We start from the raw sequence: 13669 nt of genomic DNA on the forward strand, positions 1-13669 counted from the left end.
GGTAAAGCGCCTCACCCCTTTCAGATGACATAATACTTCGTATCTTTAAACCATTAGCGATATGACATACAAACACAAATATATTAAAGCAAGTAGAATAATACCGGCGATAAGAATGAAACCAATGGCATTCATCGTAGCCGTTCCAGAATACTTGACTGTCCAGATGGCAACTGTTCGAATGTTATGCAGTATTTTTGTGATCATATAGCTGATGAAAACAATAAGCAGCGTCAATTGCGTAAACATGGAAAGGTAAAACATGATAGCCTGCGGAATGAAGTAGTTAGATATTGCCCCTTTTGAGGTAAAGATAATCATGGTTTCGTTATCGATGAAATCCAGTGAAGACCGTATCACTTCCAGCGGGTTCCATGTCATTACAGGTCTGTCTTCAAAATACAGGCCTTGCTGGATATAGAGGTCCTCAATCGAAGCATTTTTAAGATGGGTGACGATAAGTGTAAATGAGAGCATAACGCCCAGAACAATTGAAGAAAAATAAACGATCGATTTTACAGACGAAAACCCTTTCGATAGACCTGCGTTAATGTAAGCTCTGATAAGATAAATTGACATCACATCAAGCAGTAAAGAGTACCAAAAGCCAAAATGAATAAAGTCATGTAATGCAACTTTAATGGTCAATGGCAGATGTTGAGGAATGATGTGCTCAGGATTTCTAAAAGTCAGCACCCAGAGATACCAAACTACAAATAAGATACTGGAATATAAAATCAATAAAAACGGTATGGTAATTAATTGCCTTTTTGAGAATGCATGATTACCGAATGCCAGGAAAAAAGCGCTTACCCATTGCTCGGAAAACTTGGTTATTCTGTTTTTTTTAGGTATGAGGAGTTCTATTTTTTGTATTGCTTTTGTTTTCATTTTTTTATTATAAGCAAATAACCCCAAGAAAAGGCTGGCAACGCTTATAGCTGTGGTGATGATAATGAATAAATTACCAATAACATTTTGCATTTCTTGAAGCCGTAATATTGTGATTTATTTCGTTTTTAACATCAAACATTACAATTTGCAATTGTCAAATCAGGTAGGGGTGTTGTTAGAAAGTGAATGTTATGAAGAACGATGATTACCTGGGCAGGTAATCATCGTTAAAGCAAATATTAAGCAATCCTGCACGCATCCGCTTCCCAGCGATAACCCACGCCGTACACCGCGCGAATAAACGACTGGTCGGCGTCCAGTGCCTCCAGCTTGCGGCGCAGGTTTTTGATGTGACTGTCGATGGTGCGGTCGGTCACTACGCGGTAATCGTCATACAGATGGTTGAGCAGCTGTTCGCGGGAAAACACTTTTCCCGGCTCGTGGGAGAGCGTTTTCAGCAGGCGGAACTCCGCTGGGGTAAGATCCAATAGTTTGCTGCGCCAGCTCGCCTGGAAGCGGCTTTCGTCGACAATCAGCGGGCTTTGCGCATCCAGCACCTGCAATTCACGCTGTGGCTTACAGCGGCGGAGGATGGTTTTCACCCGAGCGACCACCTCCCGCGGGCTGTAAGGCTTGCAGATGTAATCGTCGGCGCCGATTTCGAGCCCCAGCAGACGGTCGATCTCTTCGATTTTGGCCGTCACCATCACGATGGGCACATCGGAGAAACGACGAATTTCCCGGCACAGGGTCAGGCCGTCGGTACCCGGCAGCATCAGATCCAGCAGGATCAGATCCGGCGGCGTCTGGCGCACGTAGGGCAGCACCTGGTCGCCGTGGCTGATAAGCGTTGGCGCGTAACTTGCGGCACGCAAATAGTCGATCAGCAGTTGTCCAAGTTTAGGCTCGTCTTCCACGATCAAAATACGCGGTGTGTTGTCGTCAATCGGTAACTCGGTCATGCTTCCCTCGATAAATCCCGTTCCAGAGGTAACTCTACTGTAATGCTAACCCCGCCAAAAGGCGAATGGGCGGCGCGGATGGTGCCGCCGTGGGCCTCAACAATGTTAAGGCAAATCGCCAGCCCAAGGCCGGAACCGCCGCTGGCGCGGTTGCGTGAACCTTCGGTGCGATAGAAGCGCTCGAACAGTTTTTCCAGCTGCGCATCTTTCACGCCAGGGGCGGAGTCCGCAAAGGTCAGGGCAAAGCGCCCGTTTTCCTGCCTGCCGGAGATATGCAGCGCGCCGCCGCCGTCGGTGTAGCGGAGGCTGTTCTCCAGCAGATTATTGAACAGCTGCATCAGGCGATCTCTGTCGCCAAATACCACCGCGCTGTCCGGCAGCGAAAGGTTGATTTTCAGGTCACGGCTGGCGAAGCGTTCGCGGAATGCGCCGGTCACGACTTCAAGGATATTGATCACGTCGACTGGGGCTTTCTGGTAGGCCAGGGCGCCTTCGTCGGACATGGAAAGCTGATGCAGATCGTCCACCAGCTTGGTCAGCGTGCCGACTTCCGCCTGAAGCGAGGCCACGGACTCGGGGGTGAACTGCCGCACGCCGTCCTGAATCGCCTCCAGCTCGCCGCGCAGCACCGCCAGCGGGGTGCGCAGCTCGTGCGAAATGTCGGCCATAAAATCGCGGCGCATCTGCTGGTTTTTTTCCAGCGTGCTGGCGAGCTGGTTGAAGTCCTGCGCCAGCTTGCCCAGTTCATCCTGGCTGCGGGTGTCAACGCGGGTCGAGAAATCACCCGCCGCCAGCTTGTGCGTGCCTTCCACCAGGCGCTTAACCGGCGCCAGCAGGCCGCGCGCCAGCGGGAAGGTGGCGAGCGCCGCAAGCAGGGTAGAAAGCGCGACAATCAGCCAGCTGGTCTGACGCTGCTGGCGGTCAAAGTTGATGTCGGTGTTGCGCGTCAGCCGCTCGACCGGCGAGGCGATAACCCAGCCCACCGTGGCGCCGTTCGAGGTGATGGCGCGCTTTGTACCGTCCGGCGGTACCGGAGAGCGTGGGCCAACGAGCACGCGCATCTCCTGATCTATCACCCAGAACTGGGTGCGCCAGCCGTGCGGCGGCATGCCCGGCCCCGGGCGGTCGTCGTCATTATCGTGCTCCAGCGAGCGCAGGATTTGAAACACAAAGCGATCGTTATTGCGCAGAAAACGCCAGTTACCGTGCAGGCTATACTGTTCGCCCAGCGCGTCGCTTAAGCCCTGTAGTCGCTGTTCGTTACCGTGCTTAATGTAGTCAATAAAGCCGCGCTCAAAGCTGACCCGCACCGCCCAGTGCATGGTAATCAGCAGAACGATACAGGTGGCGAAAATCGCCACAAAAAGCTTACCGGTGATCCCCGGACGCCAGAATTTCATGGTGCACTCCTTTTGCCGCGTCGGATCACGACGTTTTTGGTCGTGTCATTCGGTACTCTGGCAAAGATAAAAGCGGGCAGGGCGATAATTACCGCCATGCTGAGGTAAGTGTATAAAAAGACCTGATGCGCGACGGGGGTGTCGGCGCTGAGATGGTGCTGACCGTACATGCCGAGCAGCAATCCGGCGACCGTGACCCCCACGCTCATGGAGAGCTGCATGATCATCGACAGCAGGCTGTTACCACTGCTCGCCAGCTCGTCCGGCAGATCTTTCAGCGTCAGGGTGTTCATCGACGAGAAGCGCATGGAGTTGATGATACCCTGGCAGAACAGCACCAGCGGCAGGATGTAGTACCAGCCCAGCAGCGCCACGGCCATAAACAGCAGACAAACCAACGCCAGCCCGATCGTGGCGGCCACCAGCACCCGGCGATAGCCAAAGCGGTTCACCACCTGCACCACAATACGCTTCATCCCCATGCTGCCGAGCACCATCGGGATCATCATCAGCCCGGCGTGGAACGGCGAGAAGCCCATCCCAATCTGTAAAAACACCGGCGTCATAAACGGCAACATGCCGCTGCCGATGCGTCCGGCAAAGCTGCCGAACAGACCAAGACGGTAGGTGGGATTCCTGAACAGATTCAGGCTGAACAGCGCGTTAGCGTTGCCTCTGGCATGCCACAGATACCAGAGAATCGCGGTGATCCCCAGCGCCACCAGCAGGGCGAGCGACAGGGCGGATATCCCCAGCCCTTTTTGCCCGTCGAGGGCCAGGGTGAGCGTCGCCATGCCAGCCGCCAGCAGGATAAAGCCAACGAAATCAAAGCGCCGGGTCTGCATTTTATAGTTCGGCATCAGCGTCAGGGTGGCAATCGCGCCGATAATACCGACCGGCAGGTTGATCAGGAAGATCCAGTGCCAGGAGGCATACTCCACCAGAATACCGCCCAGCGCCGGGCCAAGCAGCGGGCCGACCTGACCGGGCAAGGTGACGAAGGTCATCGCCGCCATATACTGCGCGCGCGGAACAATTTTCATCACCGTTAACCGCCCGACGGGCACCATCATCGCGCCGCCGACGCCCTGTAGCACGCGCGCCATCACCAACTGGTCGAGGGTATTGGCCTGGGCGCAAAACAGCGACCCGGTGGTAAACAGCACAATGGCGGTGAAGAAGATGTTTCTCACACCGACTTTATCCGCCAGCCAGCCGCTGGCGGGCAGCATCACGGCGACCGTCAGCACGTAGGCGACAATCACCATATGCATGTGCAGCGGGCTCTCCCCCAGGCTTTTCGCCATCGAGGGAAGGGCGGTGTTCACGATGGTCGTGTCCAGCGACTGCATAAAGAAGCCGAACGCGACGATCCACAATTGCCAGCGAACGTTACTGGGTAGGTCGGTCATTTACTCGGTCACCGTGGTTCTCTTTTTACGCGAAAAACGCAGCCGCAGTCGGTCAAAGAACAGATAGACTACCGGCGTGGTGTAGAGCGTCAGCAGCTGGCTCATCACCAGGCCGCCGACAATCGTGATCCCCAGCGGCTGGCGCAGTTCAGAGCCGTCACCGCCGGATATAACCAGCGGTAGCGCACCGAACAGCGCGGCCAGCGTGGTCATCATGATCGGGCGAAAACGCAGCAGACAGGCCTGGAATATCGCCTCGTCCGGCGTCAGGTTGCCGTTACGCTGGGCGTCCAGGGCAAAGTCGACCATCATAATCGCGTTTTTCTTCACAATACCTATTAATAGCATGATCCCGATGAGCGCGATTAGGCTGAACGGGGCACCGAACAGCTCCAGCGCCAGCAGCGCCCCCACGCCCGCAGAAGGCAGCGTGGAGAGAATGGTCAACGGGTGCACATAGCTTTCGTACAGCACGCCCAGCACGATATAAACCGTGGCAATAGCCGCCAGAATCAAAATGACCTGCGAGTTCATGGTGTCCTGGAACACCTGCGCCGTACCGGCAAAGCTGCCGCGCACGGAGGAGGGCACCCCGAGCTGGGTCATGGCGCGGTTGATGGCGTCGCTGGCCTCAGACAGCGACGAGCCGGTTGGCAGGTTAAACGACACGGTCGAGGCGGCGGAAAGCCCCTGGTGGTTCACCGACAGCGGCGCGTTCGACGGCTGCCAGCTGGCGAAGTACGACAGCGGGATCGCCTTGCCGTCATTATTGATCACAAACATCTTGTCCAGCGCGCTGATGTCCTGGGTGTAGCGCGGATCAACTTCCATCACCACCTTGTACTGGTTCATCGGCTGATAGATGGTGGAGACCTCACGCTGCCCGAAGGCGTTGTTAAGCAGGCTGTTGGCCGCTTCAACGTTAATGCCCAGGCGGGACATGGTTTCGCGATCGTAGGTGAGCGCCATCTCGGCGCCGTTATTCTGGCTGTCGGAGTTCACGTCCGCCAGCTGCGGCAGCGCGGCCAGCGCTTTACGGATCTTAGGCTCCCACTCGCGCAGGGCAGCTAAGTCATCTGAGAGCAGGGTATACTGATAGCTGGCGTTAGCCTGTCGTCCGCCGACGCGGATATCCTGAACGGCCATCAAAAACAGATTTGCCCCCGGCTCTTTGGCAAGCTTCAGCCGCAGGCGGTCAATGATCTGCTGCGCCGTTTCGTGACGTTCACCGCGTGGCTTAAGGGTAATAAACATCATCCCGCTGTTAACGCGCGAGCCGCCGGTAAAGCCGGTGACGTTATCCACGGCCGGATCTTCCCGGATGATTTTCATAAAGTCTTGCAGTTTGCCCCGCATCGCCTGGAACGAAATACTCTGGTCCGCCTGAATACCGCCCATCAGCACGCCGGTATCCTGCTCCGGGAAGAAGGTTTTCGGGATGGTGATATACATCCAGACGTTGAGCACGATGGTGCCGATCAGCACCAGCCCGACAAGACGCGTGTGGTTCAGCACCCATTTCAGCGATTTGCCATAGCCTGACTGCATCGCCATCAGGACGCGGCCAAAGCCTTTCCTGCGCGGCTGCGAGTGCGGTTGGCTGCGCTTTAGCATCCAGCCGCACATCATCGGCGTCAGCGTCAGCGAAATCACCAGGGAGATACCGATGGCGACGGAAAGCGTGACGGCAAATTCGCGCAGCAGTCGCCCCGGCAGGCCGCCCATCAGCAGCAGCGGCAGGAATACCGCCACCAGCGACAGGCTCATGGACAGGACCGTGAAGCCCACTTCGCGCGTCCCCTGAAGCGCCGCCTGGAGCGGCTTCATGCCCGCTTCCAGATGGCGCGAGATATTCTCCAGCACCACGATGGCGTCATCCACTACAAACCCGGTGGCAATCGTCAGCGCCATCAGCGACAGGTTGTTAAGACTAAACCCACACAGGTACATGGCGGCAAAGGTGCCTATCAGCGATACCGGAACCGCCACCGCCGGGATCAGCGTGGCGCGCCCCGAGCGCAGGAACAGGAACACCACCAGGATCACCAGCGCGACGGAGATGATCAGCGTTTGCTCTACCTCCTCAAGCGAGGCGCGGATGGTAGGGGAGCGGTCCTGCGCAATCTGGAGGTCGATGGCCGCCGGAATCGTTTCCTGAAGCTCCGGCAGGCGCGCGCGGATGCTGTTCACCGTCTGGATGATGTTGGCTTCCGGCAGTTTGCGGATCATCAGCAAAATCGCCGGTTTGGCGTTGGTCATCCCGGCGTTACGCACGTCCTGCACCGAATCGGTGACGCTGGCGACGTCGCTCAGGCGCACCGCCGCACCGTTGTTGTAGTGAATAATCAACGGCTGATACTCGGCGGCGGTTTTCAGCTCATCGTTGGTCTGGATCTGCCAGCGGTGGCTGTTGTCCTCAATCGCGCCCTGCGGCTTACGCACGTTGGCGTTGCTGATGGCGGAACGCACGTCGTCCAGCGACACGCCCTGGTTAAACAGCGCCTGCGGATTCAGCCCCACGCGCACAGCGGGCAGAGAGCTGCCGCCGACGTCCACGTCGCCCACGCCGTCAATCTGGGCGATGGTTTGCGCCAGCTGGGTGGAGGCAAAATCGTACAGCTCGCCCTGGGAGTAGGTCTCTGACGTGAGCGTCAGGATCATGATCGGCGCGTCGGACGGGTTAGCCTTGCGGTAGGTTGGACGGCTCGGCATGCCGCTTGGCAGCAGGCTTTGGGCGGCGTTTATCGCGGCCTGCACGTCACGCGCCGCGCCGTTGATGTCCCGGTCGAAGTTAAATTCCAGAATGATGCGCGTGCTGCCCAGCGAACTGCTGGAGGTCATCTCGTTAACCCCGGCAATTCGCCCAAGCGAGCGCTCAAGCGGCGTCGCCACTGATGACGCCATGGTCTCCGGCGAGGCACCCGGCAGCGAGGCGCTGACCATGATCACCGGGAAATCGACCTGCGGCAGCGGGGCCACCGGCAGCAGCCGGAAGCCCAGCACGCCGCACAGGGTAATAGCGACGGAGAGTAAAATCGTCGCCACCGGACGGTAAATGAAGAGGGCGAAAAACTTCACTTACGCCTCCTCTTCACGTTTCGGGAAGCGGCTTTTCGTCCACAGGGCCAGACGGTCAAACAGCAGGTAGATAACCGGCGTGGTAAACAGCGTCAGCACCTGGCTCACCAGCAGGCCGCCCACCATCCCGATGCCCAGCGGACGGCGCAGTTCGGCCCCCACGCCGGTGCTCAGCATCAGCGGCAGCGCGCCCAGCAGGGCGGCGAGGGTGGTCATCAGGATCGGACGAAAACGCAGCAGACAGGCCTGGTAAATGGCCTCGCGCGGCGCCATACCCTGCTCGCGCTCGGCGGCCAGCGCAAAGTCGATCATCATGATGGCGTTTTTCTTCACAATGCCGATAAGCAGGATGATGCCGATGATCGCAATGACGTCCAGCTCGCTCCCCGCCAGCATCAGCGCCAGCAGCGCCCCCACGCCCGCCGTCGGCAGGGTGGAGAGGATGGTGATCGGATGGATAAAGCTTTCATACAGCACGCCAAGCACGATATACATCGCCACCACCGCCGCGACAATCAGCCAGACGGTGCTGCCCAGCGCGGCCTGGAACGCCAGCGTACTGCCCTGGAACTGGGTCTGAATATCGGACGGGAAGCTGAGTTCTTTCTCCGCGCCCAGAATGGCCTCCACCGCTTCGCCCAGGGAATACCCGTCCGGCACGTTGAAGGAAATGGTGGTGGACGGGAACTGATCGAGATGGTTAATCGACAGTGGGGTGTGGCGCTCTTCCACGCTGGCAATGGCGCTGAGCGGCACAATCCCGCCGTCTTTGCTGGTCAGGCGCACCGTGTCCAGCGCGGCCAGCCCGGGCGTGTTTTCGGTGTTATGTTCCAGCACCACGCGATACTGGTTGGCCTGGGTATAGATGGTGGAGATCAGGCGCTGGCCAAAGGCGTTATACAGGGCGTTATCCACGTCGGACATGGTAATGCCCAGACGGCTGGCGGTGTCGCGGTTGACGTTCACGTACGCCGCCAGCCCTTTATCCTGCCAGTCGCTGCTGACGTCAGAAACCTGCGGCAGTGCTTTCAGCTTGTCCACCAGCTGCGGCACCCAGGTGCTCAGTGCCTCAAGCGAGGTGGCCTGGAGCGTAAACTGGTACTGCGTGCGGCTCACCTGCGTATCAATGGTTAAATCCTGGATCGGTTGCAGATACAGCTCAATGCCCGGCACGCGCGCCACCGCGCTTTGCAGGCGTTCAATCACCGCGTTAACGCGATCGTCGCGGTCATCGAGCGGTTTAAGGTTAATTTGCAGGCGCGCGCTGTTGAGCGACGGGTTGGTGCCGTCCACGCCCACGTAGGCAGTCAGGCTTTCCACCGCCGGATCTTTCATGATGATCTCAGACACCTGCTGCTGGCGCTGCGCCATGTTGGCGAATGAGACCGTCTGCGGCGCCTGAAGCGTGCCCTGAATAATGCCGTTGTCCTGAATCGGGAAGAAGCCTTTCGGAATGAAAATCCACAGCATGACGCTGAGCGCCAGGGTGCCGAGCGCCACGCCGAGCGTTGCCCACGGATGGTTCAGCACTTTCGCCAGCACGCGGCCGTAGGCGGCGATAATGCGCTCGAACATCCGCTCGGAGGCGCGCGAGAAGCGGTTTTGCTTGCGCAAGGACTCGTGGCTCAGCATGCGGGCGCACATCATCGGCGTCAGCGTCAGCGACACCACGGCAGAGATCAGAATGGCGACCGCCAGCGTCACGGCAAACTCGCGGAACAGCCGCCCGACGATATCGCCCATAAACAGCAGCGGGATCAGCACCGCAATCAGCGAGAAGGTGAGCGAGATAATGGTAAAGCCGATCTCCCCCGCGCCCTTCAGCGCGGCGGCTAACGGCTTTTCACCTTTTTCGATATAGCGCGAGATGTTCTCGATTACCACGATGGCGTCGTCCACCACAAACCCGGTAGCGATGGTGAGCGCCATCAGCGTCAGGTTGTTAATCGAGAAGTCGAGGAACACCATCACCGCGAACGTTCCGACCAGCGAGAGCGGCACGGCGACGGCGGGAATGATGGTTGCCGGGACGTTGCGCAGGAACAGGTAGATGATCATCACCACCAGCGCAATCGCCAGCATCAGCTCGAACTGGGTGTCGGTCACTGACGCGCGAATATTCGTGGTGCGGTCAGAGAGCACTTTCACGCTGACCGATTTTGGCAGGCTTTCCACCAGCTGCGGCAGCATGGTGCGAATGCTGTCGGCGGTATCAATAATGTTCGCGCCCGGCTGGCGCTGAACGTTCATGACAATCGCCTGCTGCTTATTGGCCCACGCCCCGAGCCAGCTGTTTTCCGCGCCTTGTTCAACGGTTGCCACGTCGCCCAAACGGATCGGCGCGCCGTTCTGGTAGGCAATGATCAGCTGACGGTACTCATCGGCGGACTGCATCTGGTCGTTGGCGGAGAGCGTGACCGCGCGGGTCGGGCCGTCCAGCGAACCCTTCGCTGAGTTGACGTTGGCGTTGCTGATGGCGGTGCGAATGGTTTCGCTGGTTAACCCCAGCGCGGCAATGGCCTGGGCATTCAGTTTGACGCGCACGGCGGGGCGTTGACCGCCCGCCAGCGTCACCAGCCCTACGCCGGTCACCTGCGAAATCTTCTGCGCCACGCGGGTTTCAACCATGTCTTCCACCTGGGTCATCGGCATGGCGGAGGAGGTGACGGCAAGGGTCATGATCGGCGGATCCGCCGGGTTGACCTTGCTGTAAACAGGTGGATTCGGCAGGTCAGACGGCAGCAGGTTAGTGGCGGCATTAATCGCGGCCTGCACCTCCTGCTCAGCGACGTCCAGCGACAGCGTGAGCTGGAACTGAAGCGTGACGACCGAAGCGCCACCGGAGCTCTGGGAGGACATTTGCTTCAGGCCAGACATCTGGCCAAACTGACGCTCCAGCGGGGCGGTGATGGCGGACGTCACCACATCCGGACTGGCGCCCGGATAGAGGGTGACAACCTGAATGGTCGGGTAGTCCACTTCCGGCAGCGCCGACACGGGCAGAAAACGGTAGCCAATGATCCCGGCCAGCAGGATCGCCACCATCAACAGGGTCGTCGCAACCGGACGTAAGATAAACAGGCGTGATGGCCCACCTGTAGAGCTCGGCGGCAAGACCTGCATCAGGCTTTTGCTCCTGTATCCTGCGCTTCCACCACCTCGACCTGCGCCCCTTCGGTCAGACGGTCAATACCGTCGGTCACGACGCGGTCGCCAGCGGACAGCCCGGCGCTGATCACCACCGTCTGGCTGTCCTGGATGCCGGTTTTCACCAGGTGTTTGCTGACCTTGTTTTCGCTGTTCAGCACCCAGACAAAATTGCCTTCACTGCCCATTTGCAGGGCCGCCGTCGGGATCACCACCGCGTTTTCTTCGGTCGCGACCAGCATTCGCGCGTTGACGAACTGATTCGGGAACAGGGCATCGTCCTGATTGTTGAAGCGTGCTTTTAGCTTGATGGTGCCGGTGGTGGTGTCGATCTGGTTATCCAGGCTCAACAGCGAACCTTCGCTCAGCTTCTGCTTGTTGGTGCGATCCCAGGCTTCAACCACCAGCGCTTTTCCGGCCTTCTGCGCCTGTATCACCGTCGCAATGTCGCTTTCCGGCAGGGTAAAAACGAGATCGATAGGGTGCGTCTGGGTGATCACCACGATGCCCGTGGTATCGCCGCTGGAGATTTGGTTGCCGATATCAACCTGTTTCAGGCCTACGCGGCCGTCAATCGGCGCGGTGATCCGGCTCCAGTCGAGCTGGAGCTGGGCGCTGGCGACCGCGGCTTCGTCGGCCTTGATGGTGCCCTGAGATTCACTGACCAGAGACTGCTGGGTGTCCAGCTCCTGGCGCGACACGAGGTTGGTTTTTACCAGCTGCTGATAGCGGGCTAAATCGCGGCGGGCATTGGCGAGGGTGGCTTTGTCTTTCGCGAGCTGCCCCTGCGCCTGCGCCAGGGCAACCTTAAACTGGCTTGGATCGATTTCCGCCAGCAGATCGCCGGCTTTTACCTGCTGACCTTCCTGGAAATGGATGGCCATCAACTGACCGTCCACGCGGCTACGTACCGTCACGGTGTTGGCGGCGGTGATGGTTCCCAGCCCGGAGAGATAACGAGGCACCGCTTTATTCACCGCCGTTGCCGCCTGCACCGGTGCCAGCGCACCGCCGCGCATAGCGTGGCGCCCGCCGCCCGTTGAGCGTTGTGAGGGGCTATTAGCGCCAGCAGGTGCCGTGGAGTTCGCGGACTGGCTGTGCCAATACCAGGCGGCGGCCAGGACCACCACAATCAGACCAACGGCGATTGCCCAGCGGGATTTGTTACTGCCTTTCATCGTTATACGTTCTCATCCTGAAACTCTTTCGGGGAATGATACTAGTTTAGTCAGCTAACACAGCGAAAAAATGGAGGAAATATGGAAGACTGTCGGGAATTGTCTGAGTGTGGCGCGCTGTTTCGCCTTCGCCGGGTGGCGCTGCGCTTACCCGGCCTACGGTTGGAGGATCTTGTAGGCCGGGTAAGGCGAAGCCGCCACCCGGCACAACCCCATTAGCTAAACACCACCTGCGCCCAGCGCGCCAGCCCTGCCGTAACGGAGCCAAAGTCATCGCCGCCGGCAATCGGGATCCCCGGTAGCTGTTCCGCCAGCGCTTTCTTGATCAGCGGCGAACGGGCGCTACCGCCAGTCAGGTAAATTACGTCCGGCTTCACGTTGCCGTTCTCAAGCGCTAACTGCACCTGCTCCAGAATACGCTGAAGCGGCTGAGTGAGCGCCATTTCCAGCCCTTCCTGGGTGATTGCCGTAGCCAGATCGTCACTGATAAACGGCAGCGAAACCGCATGCTCTGGACGATCGGAAAGGGCAATTTTGCTCTCTTCGGCGGTGCGCACCACGCGGTAGCTCAGGCGCTGACGCCACACCTTATACAGAAGTGCGACCTTCTCTGCATCCTGCGCATCACGCACCAGATCGTTGAGGAAACGGCCATTCGCGGTGCTGTAAAAATCACTCTGGGCAGGGACGTCGTTGATGGCAATCGCGTTCCACCACGGCAGGATCGGCAGGGCGATGCCTTTCTCGGTTTGACCGCCCATACCGAGCAGCGGCATCAGGCTCTTGAAGGCCAGGGCAATATCCAGATCGTTACCGCCCACGCGGCAGCCGCTGTGCCCCAGCAGACTATTTTCACGATCGCGACGGTGATGCCACTGGGGACCCATCAGCAGTAATGAACAGTCCGTCGTACCGCCGCCGATGTCCACCACCAGCACCCGTTTCTCTTCCGTCAGCGTGGCTTCAAAATCCAGCCCCGCCGCAACCGGCTCATACTGGAACACCACGTCACGGAAGCCTGCCCGGTGCGCTGCACGCTCAAGGATCCCCTGCGCCTGCTGGTTGGCTTCGTCGCCGCCCAGCCCCTGAAAGTTAATCGGACGGCCAATCACCGCCTGGGTGATGGCATCCGGCACCTGGGACTGCGCCTGATTGCGGATGTGCAGCATCATCGCGCAGACCAGATCTTCAAACATCGCCACCTGCTGCGGCTTCAGGCCGCTGGCGCCGAGGAAGGATTTCGGCGATTTAACGAAGTAGACCTCTTCCGGGTCTTCAATGTACTGCCCGAGGGAAGAGAGGCCAAACTGCACGCTGGACGGGGTAACGTCGATATCTTCCTCGCGGTTAAAGCTGACCGCACGGCGCAGCAGCGCCTGGGTCTCCGCCGCCGTGGCCGGAACCTGATGGTGGCGGAACAGCCACTCGCTCACCGCTTCACGCGTGGGCGCACAAAGCATTGACGGCAACAGCGTACTGCCGTTTTCCATTTTCAGGAGCTGCGGTTGTCCGTTTTGCATTATCGCAACCGAGCAGTTTGCGGTGCCGTAGTCGAATCCAATAAACACAATAAATCCCCATGCCGGTGAGAAGGGGCG

The 13669-nt window shown here is 58.7% G+C and carries 8 protein-coding genes; all 8 read right to left on the reverse strand.

Going from position 1 to position 13669, the window contains the following annotated elements:
• Window positions 1-45 precede the first annotated feature (45 nt).
• The 8 genes from ACOTYH_RS05625 to yegD all read right to left on the reverse strand — a co-directional run bounded on the left by ACOTYH_RS05625 (window position 46) and on the right by yegD (window position 13639).
• Window positions 46-984: a hypothetical protein gene (locus tag ACOTYH_RS05625; RefSeq protein WP_015572363.1), complete on the reverse strand. Its 939-nt coding sequence runs from the start codon at window positions 982-984 to the stop codon at window positions 46-48.
• A gap of 149 nt (window positions 985-1133) precedes the next feature.
• Window positions 1134-1856, reverse strand: coding sequence for a two-component system response regulator BaeR (gene baeR, locus ACOTYH_RS05630; RefSeq protein ID WP_015572364.1), 723 nt, complete (start codon window positions 1854-1856; stop codon window positions 1134-1136).
• Entirely contained in the window at window positions 1853-3256 is a 1404-nt protein-coding gene (gene baeS / locus ACOTYH_RS05635) for a two-component system sensor histidine kinase BaeS (protein ID WP_058689073.1), read from the reverse strand. Before baeS ends, baeR begins: the two co-directional genes overlap by 4 nt.
• On the reverse strand, window positions 3253-4668 hold the full coding sequence (locus ACOTYH_RS05640; protein WP_047745373.1) for an MFS transporter: 1416 nt from the start codon (window positions 4666-4668) through the stop codon (window positions 3253-3255). Before ACOTYH_RS05640 ends, baeS begins: the two co-directional genes overlap by 4 nt.
• Window positions 4669-7746, reverse strand: a complete 3078-nt coding sequence (mdtC, locus tag ACOTYH_RS05645) for a multidrug efflux RND transporter permease subunit MdtC (protein ID WP_017693079.1) — start codon at window positions 7744-7746, stop codon at window positions 4669-4671.
• A complete protein-coding gene (locus ACOTYH_RS05650; protein ID WP_421637605.1) occupies window positions 7747-10869 on the reverse strand; it encodes an MdtB/MuxB family multidrug efflux RND transporter permease subunit in 3123 nt (1040 codons plus the stop codon).
• On the reverse strand, window positions 10869-12071 hold the full coding sequence (locus ACOTYH_RS05655) for an MdtA/MuxA family multidrug efflux RND transporter periplasmic adaptor subunit (protein ID WP_017693081.1): 1203 nt from the start codon (window positions 12069-12071) through the stop codon (window positions 10869-10871). Before ACOTYH_RS05655 ends, ACOTYH_RS05650 begins: the two co-directional genes overlap by 1 nt.
• 215 nt (window positions 12072-12286) lie before the next feature.
• Complete coding sequence (yegD, locus tag ACOTYH_RS05660; RefSeq protein WP_017383266.1) at window positions 12287-13639, reverse strand: molecular chaperone; 1353 nt, start codon at window positions 13637-13639, stop codon at window positions 12287-12289.
• Between the last annotated feature and the right edge of the window lie 30 nt (window positions 13640-13669).

The organism is Enterobacter cloacae complex sp. SHL001 (assembly GCF_049236825.1).
Lineage (GTDB): Bacteria > Pseudomonadota > Gammaproteobacteria > Enterobacterales > Enterobacteriaceae > Enterobacter > Enterobacter hormaechei_C.